The organism is Streptomyces sp. NPDC057307, from assembly GCF_042667665.1.
In the GTDB taxonomy this organism is placed as follows: domain Bacteria; phylum Actinomycetota; class Actinomycetes; order Streptomycetales; family Streptomycetaceae; genus Streptomyces.
The window spans coordinates 40871-58052 of the sequence record NZ_JBHUZM010000027.1; the positions used below are offsets into that span (position 1 = coordinate 40871).

General features: G+C 70.7%; 17 protein-coding genes. 5 read left to right on the forward strand and 12 right to left on the reverse strand.

Translation table 11 applies throughout. The features are described from left to right. Nucleotides 1-19: 19 nt before the first annotated feature. Entirely contained in the window at nucleotides 20-1279 is a 1260-nt protein-coding gene (locus ACFUN8_RS13220) for an NAD(P)/FAD-dependent oxidoreductase (RefSeq protein ID WP_383635343.1), read from the forward strand. Next, nucleotides 1267-2016, forward strand: coding sequence for a response regulator transcription factor (locus ACFUN8_RS13225; RefSeq protein WP_383635346.1), 750 nt, complete (start codon nucleotides 1267-1269; stop codon nucleotides 2014-2016). The genes ACFUN8_RS13220 and ACFUN8_RS13225 overlap by 13 nt, the downstream gene beginning before the upstream one ends. Nucleotides 2017-2045: 29 nt before the next feature. Here the strand turns inward: ACFUN8_RS13225 and ACFUN8_RS13230 are convergent, their stop codons facing one another. The 4 genes from ACFUN8_RS13230 to ACFUN8_RS13245 form a co-directional block, all read right to left on the reverse strand. Further along, complete coding sequence (locus ACFUN8_RS13230; RefSeq protein ID WP_383635349.1) at nucleotides 2046-2879, reverse strand: aldo/keto reductase; 834 nt, start codon at nucleotides 2877-2879, stop codon at nucleotides 2046-2048. Nucleotides 2880-2927: 48 nt separating this feature from the next. Next, nucleotides 2928-3281, reverse strand: coding sequence for a hypothetical protein (locus ACFUN8_RS13235; protein ID WP_383635352.1), 354 nt, complete (start codon nucleotides 3279-3281; stop codon nucleotides 2928-2930). Then, complete coding sequence (gene rfbB, locus ACFUN8_RS13240; RefSeq protein WP_383635355.1) at nucleotides 3278-4270, reverse strand: dTDP-glucose 4,6-dehydratase; 993 nt, start codon at nucleotides 4268-4270, stop codon at nucleotides 3278-3280. Before rfbB ends, ACFUN8_RS13235 begins: the two co-directional genes overlap by 4 nt. Nucleotides 4271-4358: 88 nt before the next feature. Further along, on the reverse strand, nucleotides 4359-5489 hold the full coding sequence (locus ACFUN8_RS13245) for an acyl-CoA dehydrogenase family protein (protein WP_383635358.1): 1131 nt from the start codon (nucleotides 5487-5489) through the stop codon (nucleotides 4359-4361). 316 nt (nucleotides 5490-5805) lie between these two features. Between ACFUN8_RS13245 and rfbA the strand changes: the two genes are divergently transcribed. From rfbA to ACFUN8_RS13260, 3 genes are all read left to right on the forward strand, one after another. Beyond that, nucleotides 5806-6699 (forward strand): glucose-1-phosphate thymidylyltransferase RfbA, encoded by an 894-nt coding sequence (gene rfbA, locus ACFUN8_RS13250; RefSeq protein ID WP_383635361.1) that lies wholly within the window; start codon nucleotides 5806-5808, stop codon nucleotides 6697-6699. A 94-nt stretch (nucleotides 6700-6793) separates the two neighbouring features. Further along, a complete protein-coding gene (locus ACFUN8_RS13255; RefSeq protein WP_383635364.1) occupies nucleotides 6794-7498 on the forward strand; it encodes an antibiotic biosynthesis monooxygenase family protein in 705 nt (234 codons plus the stop codon). Beyond that, nucleotides 7495-8628 (forward strand): nucleotide disphospho-sugar-binding domain-containing protein, encoded by a 1134-nt coding sequence (locus ACFUN8_RS13260; RefSeq protein ID WP_383635367.1) that lies wholly within the window; start codon nucleotides 7495-7497, stop codon nucleotides 8626-8628. The genes ACFUN8_RS13255 and ACFUN8_RS13260 overlap by 4 nt, the downstream gene beginning before the upstream one ends. A gap of 64 nt (nucleotides 8629-8692) precedes the next feature. Here ACFUN8_RS13260 and ACFUN8_RS13265 read toward each other — a convergent pair whose 3' ends face one another. The 8 genes from ACFUN8_RS13265 to ACFUN8_RS13300 form a co-directional block, all read right to left on the reverse strand. After that, on the reverse strand, nucleotides 8693-9418 hold the full coding sequence (locus ACFUN8_RS13265) for a class I SAM-dependent DNA methyltransferase (protein ID WP_383635370.1): 726 nt from the start codon (nucleotides 9416-9418) through the stop codon (nucleotides 8693-8695). 97 nt (nucleotides 9419-9515) lie between these two features. Beyond that, a complete protein-coding gene (locus ACFUN8_RS13270; protein ID WP_383635373.1) occupies nucleotides 9516-10097 on the reverse strand; it encodes an NADPH-dependent FMN reductase in 582 nt (193 codons plus the stop codon). A 42-nt stretch (nucleotides 10098-10139) separates the two neighbouring features. After that, nucleotides 10140-11342 carry a nucleotide disphospho-sugar-binding domain-containing protein gene (locus ACFUN8_RS13275; RefSeq protein WP_383635376.1) on the reverse strand — a complete coding sequence of 401 codons (1203 nt, stop codon included), beginning with the start codon at nucleotides 11340-11342 and terminating at the stop codon, nucleotides 10140-10142. A gap of 31 nt (nucleotides 11343-11373) precedes the next feature. Next, nucleotides 11374-12003, reverse strand: coding sequence for a dTDP-4-dehydrorhamnose 3,5-epimerase family protein (locus tag ACFUN8_RS13280; RefSeq protein WP_383635379.1), 630 nt, complete (start codon nucleotides 12001-12003; stop codon nucleotides 11374-11376). After that, nucleotides 12003-13112: a DegT/DnrJ/EryC1/StrS family aminotransferase gene (locus ACFUN8_RS13285; RefSeq protein ID WP_383635382.1), complete on the reverse strand. Its 1110-nt coding sequence runs from the start codon at nucleotides 13110-13112 to the stop codon at nucleotides 12003-12005. Before ACFUN8_RS13285 ends, ACFUN8_RS13280 begins: the two co-directional genes overlap by 1 nt. A gap of 24 nt (nucleotides 13113-13136) precedes the next feature. Continuing rightward, nucleotides 13137-14147 (reverse strand): NAD-dependent epimerase/dehydratase family protein, encoded by a 1011-nt coding sequence (locus ACFUN8_RS13290; RefSeq protein ID WP_383635385.1) that lies wholly within the window; start codon nucleotides 14145-14147, stop codon nucleotides 13137-13139. Beyond that, nucleotides 14144-15607: an NDP-hexose 2,3-dehydratase family protein gene (locus ACFUN8_RS13295; protein ID WP_383635388.1), complete on the reverse strand. Its 1464-nt coding sequence runs from the start codon at nucleotides 15605-15607 to the stop codon at nucleotides 14144-14146. Before ACFUN8_RS13295 ends, ACFUN8_RS13290 begins: the two co-directional genes overlap by 4 nt. Further along, the gene (locus ACFUN8_RS13300; RefSeq protein ID WP_383635391.1) at nucleotides 15604-17097 is read right to left on the reverse strand and encodes an FAD-dependent monooxygenase; all 1494 of its coding nucleotides are present in this window, start codon (nucleotides 17095-17097) and stop codon (nucleotides 15604-15606) included. The genes ACFUN8_RS13295 and ACFUN8_RS13300 overlap by 4 nt, the downstream gene beginning before the upstream one ends. Between the last annotated feature and the right edge of the window lie 85 nt (nucleotides 17098-17182).

The window sequence follows — 17182 nt, forward strand, 5'->3', positions numbered from 1 at the left end:
GACAGTGGGAGGTGGCCGCATGGGGAGACGGCGGCTGGTGGTGGTGGGCGGCTCACTGGCGGGGCTCCGAGCCGTGGAGGCGGCCCGGCGGGCCGGCTTCGACGGTCATGTCGTCCTGATCGGCGAGGAGGAGTACGCGCCTTACGACCGCCCTCCGCTGTCCAAGGCGTTCCTCGACAGCGGGCCGGAACCGGACGGTCCGTCCTCGCTGGCCCCCTCGTCGTCCTACCAGGACCTCGGGGTGCGGCTCATGCTCGGCGCCCCGGCGTCCGGTCTGGACACCGAGTCCCGGATCGTCCACGTGGGCGAACGGAGCGTCGGATACGACCGGTTGGTGATCGCGACCGGCGCTCGGCCCCGGTGGCCGGCGGAGCTGCGGCGTCTCAAGGGCGTGCACACCCTGCGTACCGTCGACGACGCCCGCGCGGTCCGCTCGGCGCTCGACGCCGGAGCGCGGACGGTGGTGATCGGCGGGGGCTTCATCGGCGCCGAGGTGGCGACGGCCGCGCGCGGCCGGGGGTTGCCGGTCACCGTCCTCGAAGCGCTCCCGACCCCGCTGGTACGCGCGGTCGGCGCGCGGATGGGCGCGGTGTGCTCCGCGTTGCACGCGCGCCACGGCACCACGCTGCGCTGCGGTGTCACGGTGACCGGGGTCGAGGGCGGCGAACGGGTCGAACGGGTGCGGCTCTCCGACGGATCCGCGGTCGACGCCGACCTGGTGGTCGTGGGAGTGGGCGCCGTACCGGCCACGGGCTGGCTGGAGACGTCGGGGCTGGACCTCCAGGACGGTGTGATGTGCGACGAGTTCCTGAACTGCGGTGTCCCCGGTGTGTACGCCGCGGGCGATGTCGCCCGGTGGCGCCACCCCCTCTTCGGACGGAGCACGCGCATGGAGAACTGGACCGGCGCGGCCGAACAGGGCGCCGTGGCGGGCCGCAACGCCGTAGCGACGGGCGCCCTCGAACCGTGCGCGACCGTCCCCTATTTCTGGTCCGACTGGTACGGCACCCGCATCCAGTTCGTCGGGTCGCCCGACGGGGCCCGGATCGAGACCTCCGGGGACCCGGACGAGGGACGGGTGACCGCCCTCTACCACTGCGACGACCGACTGGTCGGGGTGCTGACCGTCGGCCGTCAGCCCTCGGCGGTGAAGTTCCGCGCACTGATCAGAAGGAGAGCGAGCCTGGCGGAAGCCCGCGAACTCGTGACGCGCCGCAGCGTCTTCCCGACCCCCGACCTCCGAGAGCCGCCAGCAAGGGTGGAACCATGCGAACGCTGATAGTGGAACCCGATGACAGTGCTCAGTCGCTGGGCCGGACGTTGGAGAGACACGGGCACGAGGTGCAGATCGTCCCCACCGGGAAGCAGGCCAGGAGGCTGTTCCGGTGGGCGGACCTGATCCTGCTCGAACTGGAGCTTCCCGATGTCGACGGCGTCATGATCTGCCGGGAGATCAGCTCCGAGCGCGACGCGGCCGTGATCATCACGTCGAAACGGTCGGCCGAGGTGGACAAGGTCCTGGGGCTCCAGGCCGGCTCCGACGACTACCTCGTGAAGCCGTTCGGAGTACGCGAGTTGCTCGCGCGCATCGAGGCGGTGATGCGCAGGGTCCGGCAGGAGCCGGACTATCCGCGGCCGATCGTGCACGGACCGCTGCGGATCGATCCGGTCGGGCACGAGGTGTACGTCGGCGCGCGTCAGATCCAGGCCACGCGCAAGGAGTTCAGCCTGCTCTATCTGCTCGCGTCCGCGCCCGACCGGGTGCTGTCCCGTGAGCGGATCATGTCCGAGGTGTGGAACGACGACTGGACCGCCAGTCGCACCATCGACACCCATGTGAGCATGCTGCGCAGGAAGCTCGGTTCCAGCGACTGGATCGTCACGGTCCGGGGCGTGGGTTTCCGGCTGGGGCCGATTCCCGCTCCGACTCCGCTGCACCACAAGGAGCCGCGGCGGCTGGCGCTTCTCGAACCGGGGTACGGCGACGGCGGGAGGTCGTCCGGCAGCGCCGGCTGATCGGCTGATCCCGTCAGCCCGGCATCCCGTCATCCCGGCCGGAGCCGGTCGAGCCGCCGGAACTGCTCCTCGCTCAGCCGCAGACCCGCCGCGGCGACGTTCTCCTCCAGGTGGGCGATCGAGCCGGTGCCCGGGATGGGCAGCATGACCGGCGAACGGTGCAGCAGCCACGCGAGTGAGACCTGGGCCGCGGTGGCGCCGGTCTCGGCCGCCACCGCGGCGATCTCGGCGAGTCCGGACGACACCGAGGGAAAGACGGGCCGCCAGGGCAGAAAGGCGATCCCCTCGGCCGCGCAGACGTCGAGCACGTCCTCGTGCTCGCGATCGAGCAGGCTGTACTTGTTCTGCACGCTCACCACGTCGACGGTCTTCCGGGCCTCCGTGAGTTCGGCGACCGTCACCTCGGACAGTCCGATGTGGCCGATCTTTCCCTCGGTACGGAGGTCGCGGAGCGCTCCCAGTTGTTCGGCGAGGGGAACCTTCGGGTCGATACGGTGCAGTTGGAGCAGTTCGAGCCGGTCGACCCGGAGCCGGCGAAGGCCCTGCTCGACCTGGTCCCGCAGGAACTCCGGGCGCCCGTCGTAGTCCGCCTCGCGGGTGGGGGTCTCGCGGGCGACCCCGATCTTCGTCGCGATCAGCAGGTCGTCGGGGTAGGGGTGGAGTGCCTCGGCGAGAAGCTCCTCGTTGGCCCCCCAGCCGTACAGATGCGCGGTGTCGATCAGCGTGACGCCCAGTTCGACGGCGCGTCGGGCCACCGCGACGGCGTTCTTCCGGGCCTCCTGGGGCTTGGTCGGCAGACGCATCGCGCCGAACCCGAGCCGCCGCACACCGTGCCGCCCGATGAGTAGCTCGCCGGTTGTCATGGCTTGGTCTGCCTCGCTCGAAGTCGGTCAACACCGGTCGGCCACAGCCTAGTTGCTGTCCGGCGAATCGTCGGACGGATCGTCGGAGGCCCGGACTTCGCTCCCCTCGCGCAGTCGAGGAACGATCTCCCGTCCGACGTACACGTCGATGTCCAGGTCGCGCAGCGGGGTGCCGACGACGTCGACGCCCCGCGCGCGGGCCCGCCGCGACAGGGTGTCGCGTGCGGGGTGCCCGATCCCGCCGCCGATGACCAGGAGGCGGATGTCTCCGGCGTCGAGGGCCGCGAGTGCCTCGTCGTCGGTCGTGGCGCCGACGCCCCGGGCCCCGTGGCGCCCGATCTCCTGGACGACCGCCGCCACGACCCGTCCCTCCCGTCCGACGACCAGTACGCTCCCGGTCACCCGCTCGCGCCCTTCGCGGCGGCTGCCCTCAGCGGTTCCCACCAGCCGCGCCGGTCGGCGTACCAACGGACCGTCTCGGCGAGCCCCTCCGCGAACGGCACGCGGGGCGCGTAGCCCAGAGCGCGCAGTTTGGCGTCCGACAGGGAGTAGCGGCGGTCGTGGCCCGGCCGGTCGGCGACGCGTTCGACGCTGTCCCAGTCGGCGCCCACCGCCTTGAGCAGTTGCTCGGTCAGCTCGGTGTTGGACAGCTCCGCGGTGCCCGCTATGTGGTACACCTCCCTCGCCCGGCCGTGCTCCACGACGGTCTGGACTCCACGGCAGTGGTCGTCCACATGGATCCAGTCGCGCACGTTGAGCCCGTCTCCGTAGAGCGGTACCGCACGCCCGTCGAGGAGGTTGGTGAGGAAGAAGGGGATGATTTTCTCCGGATACTGGTACGGCCCGTAGTTGTTGCCGCAGCGGGTGATCGACACGGGCAGTCCGTAGGTGTGGGCGTACGCGCCGGCGATCAGGTCACCCCCGGCCTTGGCCGCCGCGTAGGGGGAGTTGGGCGCCAGTGGCGCGGTCTCGTCCCAGGAGCCGTCGTCGATGCTGCCGTACACCTCGTCCGTGGAGATCTGGACGACCTTCGTGACGCCCGCGTCGAGGCATGCCCGCATGAGCGTCTGGACGCCGAGCGTGTTGGTCCTCACGAACTCCGCGGCGGCGGTGATGGAGCGGTCCACGTGCGACTCGGCCGCGAAGTTGACCACCACGTCATGGCCGGGTACGACCGTACGGAGCAGGTCGGGGTCGCAGATGTCGCCGTGCACGAATCTGTGGCGGCCGCCGACCGGCTCCAGGTTGGCCGGGTTCCCGGCGTAGGTGAGCCTGTCCACCACGGTGACCTCGGCGTCCTCCCAGCCCGGATAGACGCCGCCGAGCAGCGAGCGCACATAGTGCGATCCGATGAAACCGGCGCCGCCGGTGACGAGAACACGCTGAGTCATGCCCCGGTCCGTTCCCTTCGTCGATGAGGCGTCGCTGCGGTGCGATGCGGTGTCGATGAGGTGCCGATGCGAATTCGCGGCGGCGGTGTCACCAATCGGCGTCGGCGGGCCGGTTGCCGGGAGCCTTGCCCGGCTCCCACAGACGGCCCTCGGCGTAACCCATCGCCGCCATCTCGAACTGGAGGGCGACATGGGTGGCGGTGGTGTTGGCGTCGCGCCAGAAGCGCTGCAACGGCTTGCCCTCACCGAAGTTCGAGGTACCGCCCAGCGCCGCCAGCCGGTTGACCGCCTCGATCAGCATCCGAACGGCGAGCGACGTGTCGCGGGTGTTCCGGGCGATCTCCTCCTCCGTCACCGCCGCGCCCCGGTCGCACACGTCGGCGCAGCGCTCCAGCAGCAGACGGGCGGCGTCGATCTCCCCCGACGTACGCGCGAACGTCGTCGCGAGCGTGCTGGCGCTGGGCGCCGCGGGATTCCACCCGGCGGCCTTCCCGCGCGCGTACGTGGTCCACACGGCGAGCGCGCCTTCGGCCGTACCCAGCATCGGGGCGGCGAAGGAGAGCAGGTTGGCCGCCTCCAGCGGAACGGTGTGGCAGAGGGCCGTCGAGTCGGTCGGGCGCCCGGCGAGGAGGTCGTCCCGGGCGAAGGTCAGTGTCGCCGGTACGTCGACACCGGTGACGACGACGTTGTGACTGCCGGTGGCCCGCATCCCGATGCTGTCCCAGGTCTCCTCGACCTGGAGCTGGGAGGTGCGCAGCGCGAACACGCGGGACTCGCCTTCCGGCGTGACGGCGCACAGCAGGGCCCAGTCGGAGTCGCCCACGGCGCTGATGTAGGGCCACCGTCCGGACACCGTCCAGCCGTCCGGGGACGGGACCGCCTCGCCGAAGGAGGCGAGCGAGCCGACGACCAGCGGGTCGGGACCGTGCTCCCAGATCTGCCGGTATCCCTCGGCGGGCAGGAACGCCACCATGCGGCCGATGTTCGCGGCGAGGGAGGCGCACCACGCCGTGGCGGGGCAGGCCGCGCCCAGGGTCGCGACGGCTCGCGTCAGCTCTCCGAACGTGCCCTCGGCGCCGCCGAATTCGCGCGGGACGAAATGGCGCGCGAATCCGGCCCCGAGCATCGATTCGACAACCTCGGGACCGAGCCGGCGCTTCTCCTCCGCCTGCTGTGCGGCCGCGGCCGCCTTTTCCGCCAGCTCATCGACGATCAGCACGCTGCAAACCCCTAACTACAGGACCGCGAGTGCGTGACACTCACGCTTCCCGTGCGGTCAACTCTCCGTTTTCGCCCGGATGTCGGCGGATCCTGGTTATACCTTGCTGGACGACTCCGGGGGTGCGTCAAGGTCACCGAGCGCACTTGTGAAAGCCCTGACGAACAGTTATCGGTGGCCTGACAATTCCCCGATCGATGTCTCACTTTCTCCTGCCATGCTTTTTGATGAGGCGCTTTGCCGACACGGCGCACCCCGACGGGGCACCGGTCGCTCGCTCTCCTCACACCACACCCGAACCGTGGGAAGGCCTGGCATGAAGGGCATCATCTTGGCGGGCGGGCGGGGCACCCGGCTGCACCCTCTGACCCTCGGCGTCTCGAAGCAGCTGCTGCCCGTGCACGACAAGCCGATGATCTACTACCCGCTGTCCATCCTGATGCTGGCCGGGGTCAGGGACGTCCTGATCATTTCGACCTCGCGCGATCTCGGGGCCTTCCAGGCCCTCTTCGGCGACGGCAAGCAGCTCGGCCTCGACCTCAGTTACGCGGCCCAGGACGAGCCGCGGGGCATCGCCGAGGCGCTCCTCATCGGTGCCGATCACATCGGGACCGACGACGTCGCGCTCGTGCTGGGCGACAACATCTTCCACGGGCCCGGCTTCGGCGAGGTCCTGCACCACCATGTGGCCGACATCGACGGATGTGTGCTGTTCGGCTACCGGGTGCCGGACCCCGAACGCTACGGCGTCGCCGAGGCCGACGCGCAGGGGCGCATCGTCTCGCTGGAGGAGAAGCCGGCCCGCCCGCGGTCGAACCTGGCGGTGACCGGGCTCTACCTCTACGAGAACGACGTGGTCGAGATCGCGCGGGGTATCCGCCCCTCGCCGCGGGGCGAGTTGGAGATCACCGACGTCAACCGGGTCTACACGCAGCAGCGGCGCGCGACCCTGGTCGACCTCGGCCGCGGCTTCACCTGGCTGGACACGGGCACCCACGACTCACTGACCGATGCCAGTCATTACATGCAGCTCATGGAACAGCGGCAGGGCGTACGGGTGGCGTGCATCGAGGAAGTGGCCCTGAACATGGGCTACATCGACGCCGAGGCGTGTCATCGCCTCGGCGAGGAACTCGCGAATTCCGACTACGGCCAGTACGTCATGAACATATCCGCCGCCGCGCCCGCGCCCTGGCTCGTCGCGCCCTGAGCCAGACCCTGATTCAGGCCCTGAATCACGCCCTGAATCACGCACAACAACCGCGGCCCCCGGATCGCGGTCCGGATTACCCAGAGAGGGAAACATGGCTTACCTGTCAGTCGACGACGGCTATCTGAACATTCTCAACTGGTTCGGAACCGACACCCCTTATCGTCATGAGCGCCTGGTGGAGGCCATGCGCGACATCATCGACAACGCCGGGGAATTCCCGGGCTGGGTGTCGTCGTCGCTGCATTCCGGCCAAGACGTGCCCGGTACCGCCAACCTCATCCAGATGCGGTCGCGGGAAGCCATCGAGAAGCGCTACAAGCGCGAGAAGATGGTGACCGAGACGATGCCCGCCTTCTACCAGTGGACGACCTGGTTCAAGTCGGTCAAGACGGAGGTCGTCTTCACCCAGACACACCCCGATCTCGGCGGGATCGTGGAGATCTCGCCCGAGCGCGAGGACTTCACCGTGCTGACCCTGTTCGCGGCCGACCCCGAGAACCAGGCGGCCCTGATCGAGACGCTCGCACAGCCCGACGAGTGGCTGAAGACAGTGCCGGGCTTCCGTTCCCACAGCATCCTGCGCGGCATCGACGGCACGCATGTCGCGATGTACGCCCAGTGGGAGAGCAAGGACGCCTACGACGCCTTCCATGTGCTGCCCGAGAGCGAGCGGCCCGAGGAGGTCAGGCAGCGCCGCGCGATCGGCCAGTCGCTGGTCAACTCGCACGAGCCGCACACCTACACCATCGCCCACTCGCGCTCGGCGGCCGACGCCCGCACCGGGGACCGCGCATGAAGGTGCTCTTCGTGACCGGGCCGGGCCCGGCCACCATGTTCTGGGCGCCGCCGCTGGCCACGGCGCTGCGCAACGTCGGCCACAGCGTGGTGCTGGCCACGACCGAGGAGACGGCGTCGGTCGCCGAGCAGATGGCCATACCGTTCGTCACGATCACCGACCGCACCCTTGAGAGCCTGCTGTCGACGGGCCGCGACGGCGAGCCCGTCCCTCCTCCCGAGAGCGTGGAGGACCAGATCCGGTTCCACGGCTCCTGGATGGCCCGGCTGGCGGCCGCGAGCTTCGACGGACTACGCGCGCTGGCCGAGCACTGGCGCCCGGACGTCGTCGTCGGCGGCAGCCAGTCGTACGCCGCCGGCCTTCTCGCCGCCTCCCTGGGCATCCCCCAGGTGCGGCACACCTGGGACGCCCTGGAGATCCGGGAGGCCAATCGCTACGCGGACGAGGAACTCGCCCCGGAGCTGGCGGCGCTGGGGCTGGACGCGGTGCCGCATCCCGAGCTGATCCTGGATGTCACTCCCCCGAGCATCAGCCCCGCCGCGACCGTGCCGAACAGGGTGCACGCGCGCTGGGTGGGGACCAACCTGGCCCGTCGGATGGACCCGTGGATGCTGACGACCGGCGACCGGCGGCGTATCTGTGTGACCGCCGGCACGCGGGTGGCGGCGAGCGAGAGCCAGGACTTCCTGATCCGGCTGGGCCGGGATCTCGCCGACCTCGACGCCGAACTGGTCGTGGCGGCGCCGGAGGATGTCGCGCCCGCCGTACGGGAGGCTCTGCCGGGGCTGCGCGTGGGCTGGATGCCCCTGGAGGTGCTGGTGCCCACCTGCGATCTGATCGTGCACCACGGCGGAGGGTCCACGGCGATGAACGCCATGGCCGCGGGCACGCCCCAACTGGTGCTCTCCGAATGGCCGTTGTACCGGAAGCTGTGGCAGCGGCTGGGCGATCAGGGCGCGGCGATCGTGCTCGGTGAGCCCGAGGAGCACACGACCGAGCACATCGCCAAGGGGTGCCGGCGGCTCCTGGACGATTCCTCGTTCAAGGACCGGGCGGACGCCCTGGCGTCCGAGATCGCCGGGCTGCCGGGCCCGGCCGATCATGTGGCCCTGGTCGAGGGCCTGGTCTGACCACCGGCTCACGCGACATGCGACTGGCCCCGGCCGAGCCGGGGCCAGTCGCGACGGACAGAACCTAGATCAGTACGCCCACATAGAGGCCGGGGCCGGTCCAGTCGGGTCGCAGATACTCGACCGTGCAGCCGGCTTCGGCGAACGCGTTCTCGTACTGCGCCCGCTCGAACAGCGTCAACTCGTGCCGTTCGACGGCATGCCGGGGCCCGTTGACGGGATCGGCGACGACCCAGTGGACCTCCATCCGGGTCACGTCACCGGAGCGCACCGTGTGCGACACCCGGGAGATGGTCCGGTCGCCGACCGTCAGGGCGTCGCCGGCGACGTGGCGGTCGAGGAAGTTCCCGGGGGTCCACCACGGTTCCACCACCAGCACGCCGCCCGGTTCCAGCTTGTCGGCCAGGCAGGCGAGCGTCTGCCGCAGTCGCGCCTCGTCACCGGCGTAACCGATGGAGCTGTGCATGCAGGTCACGGCGCTGAAGCGGCGGCCGAGGGAGAAATCGCGCATGTCGCCCTGGTGCAGGGGGACACCCGGCAGCAACGGCCGGGCCACGGCGAGCATGGCTTCGGACAGCTCCACACCCTCGACGTGGTCGAACTCCGAGACGAAGTGCTCCAGATGGGACCCGCTGCCACAGGCGACGTCGAGCAGCGAGGACGCCTCCGGCATCCGCTCGCGTACCAGTGCCGCGACATTCGCCGACTCGGCGGCGTAGTCCTTGCCCTTACGCTCCCGGTAGAAATCGTGGTAAATACTCGCCGTGTCAGATCCGTAGACGGATCCCATGTCTCCTCCTCGTCGGCGACCGGTGCGGGCCGTCCGATGCCCGGACCACCAGCCGCACCGTGGGTGGTGGTCCGGGCATCGGATGTCGGACGTCGGATCAGAACTGGACTTCGTACGGCGTCTTGCTGCGCGCCTCGCTGAGGGCCGCCGCCCACCAGCCGAGCTGGTCCAGCATCACCTTGGCCGCCGTCTCGGCGCCCTCCGCGTCGGCCGGCCTGCCCTCGTCGTCGAAGCCGTTCCCCGAGTAGATCCCGAAGCTGACGCAGTCCCTGATGGTGACGGCGTGCATCTCGGCGAGTACGAGCCGCAGCGCCTCGACCGCGCGCAGTCCGCAGGCGTGCCCGCCGTAGGACACGAACCCGACCGGCTTCGCCCGCCACTCGGTGTAGTGCCAGTCGATGAGGCTCTTGATCGACGCCGGGAAGCTGTGGTTGTACTCAGGCGTCACGATGATGAAGGCGTCGGCGGCCGCGAGCTTGCTCGTCGTCCCGGCCAGCTCCGGCGGCGCGTCGTCGGTGAGGATGAGCGGCGGCGGGTTCTCGGCCATGTCGACGATCTCGATGTCGAACTGGTCGTGCTTGGCCGCCGCCTCCTTCATCCACGAGGCCACGGTGTCGCCCGTACGGCCTTTGCGGATACTGCCGATCACAATGACGAGGTTGAGTCGCGTCTCGCTCATGGGGTGTCTTTCTTCCTTTTCGTCTTCGTCCTGGGGATGGGTTCAGGTGCGCGCGGGGCGCCGGTAGCGCCGGTGGGCGGACACGAAGTCCGTGAGCTGGTCCACCACCCTGGCCGGGGCGGGCATGGCGGCCATCTCGGCCGCCACCTCCTGACCGGCCTGCCGGTAGGCGGGGTTGACCAGTACGTCCTCGACCGCGGGCTTCACGGTGGCCGGGGTGGCCTCGTCCATGTCGATGAGGGCGCCGGCGCCCCGTGCCGCGATCGTCCGGGCGTTGGCGAGGGCGGGCCCGGCCGCGGCGGGCAGCACCAGCTGCGGGACACCCGCGGCGAAGGCCGCGTACATGGTGCCGAGTCCGCCGTGGTGGATGACGGCGTCGCTGACCCCCAGCAGGGCCCGCATCGGTACCCAGTCGACCAGCGTCACATGGTCGGGCAACGGATCCGGCAGGGCGGGCAGTTCGGCGCCGGCCGTGGCCACGACCAGGTCGACGCCGAGGTCGCGGGTGCCCAGGACGATCTCCCGCATGAGGCTGCCCTCACCGAACCAGCGGGTGAAGGAGCCGAGGGTGGCGACGACGCGGGGCCGCGGCCCGCGTTCCAGCAGCCAGTCCGGGAGATGGGCGCCACCGGTGTAGGCGGTGAACCGCATCGGCAGGACCGAACTCCGGTGCGCCGGCGCTCTCGGCGGGCCGAAGGCGTCGAGCGAGGGCGGGCTGACGTCGATCTCGACGTCCCGTATCTCCTTCGCCAGGTCCGGGACGCCGTGCCGGGCCGCCTCCGCCGCGAATCCGGCGAGCGCGCCCGGCGGTGTGGGCAGCGGCGTGCCCAGCCCGTGCATGACCGCGGGGACACCCAGCACCCGGGCGGTGACCAGACCCGCCACCGTCGGCGGCGTGTACACGACGAGGTCGGGGCCCCACTTCCGCGCGGCGTCGAGAAGGCCGTCCATCATGGCGGTGCTGGTGTCGGCGAAGACCGAGCCGACGTAACGAGCCATCTGCTCGCCGCCGATCTCCATGCCCGATCCGCCTTCGGCCAGCATGTCGGCGAGCTTCTCGTAGTTACGGCGCGCCTCACCGTCGTCGGTCGCGACGGCGTGCAGTCCGGCGCCGGCCGCGGGCTCCAGCGCCGGACCGCTGACCGCGGCGAGGACGTCGTGCCCCGCCGACTGGGCGGCCTGCGCCAGGGAGACCCACGGCAGGACGTGTGACGTGCCCGGAAGTGTCGTGAACAGAACGCGCATTGCTCTCCTCAAAGTTTCCGTCGCGACGGCATCAGCCGGTCGCACCCGTCGCGGCGCTCCCGGCCCTCGGGCCGCGGTCCGCCGACAGGCACTGTTCGTAGTCGGGAAGGACACCCAGCCGAAGTGCCTCGGCGAGCGTGATCGCCTCGCGGTCCCGTTCGGCCAGGATCAGCGGGAGGCCGTCGGGGATCGGCAGGCCGAGGGCGGGGTCGAGAACCGACAGCGCCCGTTCGTCGGCGGTCACGTACGGCTTCGAGATCATGTACGAGATGACCGTCTCGTCGGTGAGGGCGACGAAACCGTTGCTGACCCCGACGGGGAGGTAGATCGAGCGGAACGACCGCTGGTCCATCGACACCGAGTCGCACCGTCCGAACGTGGGCGAGCCGACCCGGGTGTCGACGACCAGGTACAGGGCCTCGCCGTGGGCGCTGTAGGCGTACTTCGCCATCCCCGGCGGTGTGGCCGTGTAGTGCATTCCCCGGACGACTCCCCGTCGCGAGTGGCTGTGGATCGTCTGGGCCACCGGGAAGAGCGGGCCGCCGTGCGCCTCGGTGAAGGAGACCAGCTCGAAGGGGTTGGCGACGAACCCGCGCTCGTCCGTGTACACGTCCGGGGTGAATTCGAGAGCGCCCTCGACCGCCAGCTCGCGCACCTTCATCACAGGGTTTCCAGCACGTCGCGCAGCGCCGAGACGACCTTGTCCTGCACGTCCTCGGTGAGCGAGGGGTACATGGGGAGCGAGAAGATCTCTCCGGCCAGGCGCTCGGTGACGGGCAGTGTCCCGGTCTCCCGGCCGAGATGCGCGAAGCCGGACATGGTGTGCACCGGCCACGGATAGCTGATGTTGAGGTGGATGTCGTAGCTCTTGAGCCGTTCGATGATCTCTGTACGGCGGGGGTGCCGGACCACGTAGACGTAGTAGACGTGCTCGTTGCCCTCGGTCACCTCGGGCAGCACGAGACCGGTGTCGCCGAGCGCCTCCCGGTAACGGGCCGCGATGGCCCGGCGCTTGGCCACGTAGCCGTCGAGACGGCCCAGCTTGCGGCGCAGGATCTCGGCCTGGACCTCGTCGAGACGGCTGTTGTGGCCGGGCGTCCCGACCACGTAGTACCGCTCCTCCATGCCGTAGTAGCGCAGGCGGCGGAGGTTCCCGTCGACGGTCTCGTCGACGGTCACGACGGCCCCGCCGTCGCCGTACGCCCCGAGCACCTTGGTCGGGTAGAAGGAGAACGCGGCCGCGGCGCCGAAGGAGCCGGCCAGCCGGCCGTTCTGCCGGGCGCCGTGGGCCTGGGCGCAGTCCTCGACCACGGTCAGGGAGTGGGCGCGGGCGACGGACCGCAGCGCCGTCATGTCCACGCACTGGCCGTACAGATGCACCGGCAGCAGGCAGCGGGTGCGCTCGGTGATCGCGGCCTCGACCTGGGCGACGTCCATCAGGTAGTCGTCCTCGTTGACGTCCACGAAGACGGGCGTCGCGCCCACCGCGTCGATGGCCACCACCGTGGGGGCCGCCGTGTTCGACACCGTCACGACCTCGTCGCCCGGTCCGACACCGACCGCCTGGAGGGCCAGCTTGACGGCGTTCGTACCGTTGTCGACGCCGACGCAGTGTCCGACGCCGTGCCAGGCGGCGAACTCCTCCTCGAAGGCCCGCACGCTGGGGCCCAGCACCAGGGTGCCGGATTCGAACACCGTCTTGACCGCGTCGAGGATGTCGTCGCGCTCGTCCTCGTACTCGGCCAGGTAGTCCCAGACTCGGGTCGCCATCTGTTCTTCCTTTCGGTTCTCAGGTCATGGCGTGGCGGCGGACACCGGGCGCGGAAGGAGTGTCGCGACCGTGCGGTCGATGCCTTCGCGGAGCGAGGTTCGCGCCCACCAGCCGGTCGCGGACCTGAACGGCGCGGGATCTATGTACACGTTGAGGAAATCGGTGACGACCGCCGCTCCCGGCGGGGTCACGGTGACCACCGGCACCGGTGGCCGGCCGGTGGCGGCCGCCACGCTCTCGGCCACCGTGCCGAACACGTCGCCGAGGCGGTCGGCGCGGCCGCTGCCGATCATCCAGTGGCGTCCGACGAGGCGGTCGGGTCGGTCGATCGCCGCCACGAACGCCCGGCCGACGTCCTCGACATAGGTGATGTCGCGGACGACCGTGCCGTCGTGCCACATGGTCAGCGGTGAACCGTCGAGCGCCTTGCGGATCATGGTCGTGACCACCCCGGCGTCCGGCGCGCCCGCGGTCGGACTCTGGCCGAAGACGGTGGCCAGCCGCAGGCTGATCCCGCGGACCACGCCGGCCCGGCTCGCCCTCATGAGGAGGTTCTCGGCCGCCAGATTCTGGCGGTCGTACTCGGTGCCGGGGTCGTCGGGTTCGGTGCCGTCCATGGGGTGGTCGGGGGTGTGCCCGATCTGTGTGCAGGCGCCGGCGAACACGACGAGCGGCGGCGGACGGTCCGCCGCCGGGGGGCGGGACGCCAGAACCTCGACGACCGAGCGCATGGTGCCGACGTTCACCGGCTCCGTGGCCGCCGGGTCCTCCTCGGGAAGCCGCCAGTCGCCGCTGTGCTTCACCAGATGCAGCACGACGTCCGCGTCGGCCACCGCGCGGGCGACCGCGGCGTGGTCGGTGAGATCGGCCGCGATCGGCTCGACGGCCGCCGCCGCCCCCGCCGGGACGGGGCACTCCCGCCGGGCCACGAGACGCAGCGATCCGGGGCGCCGCGCGAGCAGGGGGGACAGTACGGAGCCGACGTAGCCGGAGGCGCCGAGTACGGCGATCGTCGGTACGCGGGGCGCGCTCATACGCCGCCCCCTTGGCCCGCCGTGGTGGCCGGCTCCGGGGTCCGGGGGCCGGCGGAGCCGGTCTCCCGTGTCGTGGCGAGCGTCGCCATGCAGGCCAGCAGGGTGCGCGCCTGCACGTTGATGTAGTGGCTGTGGTGGATCAGTTCGGCGAGCTGATGGAGTGTCATCCACCGGAAGCCGGGGTGGTCGACGTCGCTGTCCACCTCGACGATCAGATAGCGGTTACGGGTGTGGAAGAACCGGCCGCCCTCCTCCGACAGCGTCGTGTCGTAGAGCACCCGGTCGGCGGGGGCCGACAGCACGGTGTCCAGGAAGGGCGGCCACTCGGGGTGGCCGCGTTCGTGCTCGGCGGGTACGCACTGCACGGTGGGCCCCAACTCGGCGACGTCGGCGAAGCCGGGCTCGGCCCGTATGCCGACCAGCACGTGCGGGACTCCGTCGGCGTACGTGACGAGGAACGCCACGAGTCCGACATGTCTGGCCGCCACCATCGGCTGGTCCCACCCGGCGACCTCACGGCCGCCCGCCTCGACCCGGACGCCGATGACGTCGAAGAACCGGTCGGACTCGTGGGAGATGATCTCCGTGCCGCGCCGCCAGTGCGGCAGCCGGTCGAGTGGGGCGTTCCGTACGTCGACCTCGGTCCGGGTGCGTGCGTCGGTGATCCAGCTGAGCAGCTCGGCCGTGTCGTGCAGCCCCCGGTGCCCCGTCTTCGACCAGGCGTCGACGACGGAGTTCACCCGCTCGTCCCCGGCCGACGCCCGTACGAACTCCCAGAGCGGCAGACAGGACAGCACGGAACGGGCATCCATGTTGACCATGTCGTCCAGGTCCAGCAGATCGTGGATCTGATGAATCGTCAGCCAGTGGAAGCCCTCGCGCGGGGGCACGTCGCCGCGGGTCTCGACGATCATGTTCCTGTTGCGCTTGAGCAGGAACCAGTCGCCCTGTTCCGACTGCCGGACGTCCGCGATCACCCGGTGCCGGGCACGCTCCAGGAAGTAGTCGAGATACGGCACCGCGTGACCGCCGTGGACCCGGGTGTAGTTGCTACGGGTGGCCTGCACGGTCGGGGAGAGCTGGATGCCGTTGATGTTGCCCGGCTCGTCCTTGAGCTGCATCAGGAAGTGGGGCACCCCGTCGAACTCCTTGACGAGGATGCCGAGTACGCCGATCTCGGGCTGGCTGATGATGGGCTGGTGCCACCGCCGGGTCGTGCCGTCCGTGGAGATCGTGACATCGATCCCCTGGACCGAGAAGAACTTGCCGCTGACGTGCCGGATGGTGCCGGACTCCGGGTCGGCGCTCCACCGGTCCAGCGCGTCGAGCGGGATGCGCTCCGCCCGGGTGAAGACCGAGCCGCGGGCCGCGTCGAGCGCGGTACGGAACTCGGCGAGGCGGGGGCCGCCGGGGAGCCCGTGGTCCCGCGGGCTTCCCGGCGCACGCGTCGTCCCGCTCATACGGGTGCCACCGGCGTGCCGAACCAGCGGCCGAGCGCGTCGGACAGTCCGTCGGTGTGACCGGGGGCGGCCCAGGCCACATAACCGTCCGGCCGCACCAGGAGCGCGTCGGTACCGGCGAGGGCACCTCCGTCGGCCGCGTCACCCTGCGGCCGGGCGGTGACGATGTCGACCGCGCCGGCCCAGCCGGCGGCGGCCGAGCGGAGCCGGGCGTCGTCGGCGAGGTCCAGCAGCACGCCCCGCCCGCCGTGCAGCGTCCGGAAGGTGGTGGACACCCCCGCCGACGTCAGGAGTTCGGCGGGCGGGACCCTGCGGCCGAGCAGCGGATGGTCGCCACCGCCGACCTCGTGGTGGATGTCCAGACCGCTGACCATGCCGATCAGATGGCGGCTGACCTCTTCGTACCGCATCAGTTCGCCGAACATGGCGCGCAGCGGCTCGACTTCGGGGCCACCGAGGTAGAGGTGCCCCTGCACCGCGGAGTTGACCAGCACCCGGGCACCGGCCGGGTGACGCTCGGCGTGATAGGTGTCCAGCAGCCCCTCCGGCGCCCGGCCCAGCACGGTGGCGGCCAGCTTCCAGCCGAGGTTCGCGGCGTCCTGCACTCCGACGCTCAGGCCCTGGCCGCCGGCCGGCAGGTGGATGTGGGCGGCGTCGCCGGCCAGCAGCACCCGTCCCCGGCGGTACTCGGTGGCCTGCCGGGCGGCGTCGCCGAAGGCGCTCACCCACTCCGGGGTGCCACCGGATATGTCCTCGCCGGTGAGCCGCTTCCAGGCGTCGGCCACCTCGCCGAACGCCACCGGTTCGGTGCGGTCGGTGGGGGTCGCGCCCAACTCGCAGGCGATGATGCGGTCGACGCCGTCCCCGAGGGGCGCGTTCATCACCATGCCGCCGGGGACCCGCATCCCGGTGAAGCGCGGCGGCAGTCCGACACCCCGCACATCGGCGAGGAACATCTCCCGGGTCGACGCCGTGCCTTCGAACGCGAACCCGCCGAGCTTACGTACGGTGCTCTGGCCGCCGTCACAGCCGACCAGCCACGACGCCCGCAGCGTGACAGGGCCGTCGGGGCCGACCACGTCGACCTCGGCGTGGTCGTCGCCGTCGGCCACGCCGGCGGTGAGGGAGACGACCTGATGGCCGCGCAGGACGCGCGCGCCCAGTTCGGTGGCCCAGTCGCCGAGTACGCTTTCGACCAGCGCCTGTTGGATGCCGCGGGCCCCGAAGTTGGCCCCCGGGAGCACGCTGAAGTCCAGCGGCAGGCCGCCGAAGTGGCCCATCGGGCTGGTCTCCACCTCGCCGAAGCGCGGCAGCAGACCCCGCTGGTCGAAGACCTCCATCGCCCGGGTGGTGAATCCCAGTCCCCGGGACTGGCCGGTGGGCGCCGCGAGACTCTCCACGACGAGGACACCGACCCCGGCCGTACGCAGTTCGCCGGCCAGCATCAGTCCGGTCGGACCGGCACCGACGATGATTACGTCGCTATCCATGAACTCCTGCCCTCCCGAACGACGGCCGTCCGGCCGTTCACGGTGGTGTCGGCCGGCGGCACCCGTTGGAACGCCGTTGTTGCCG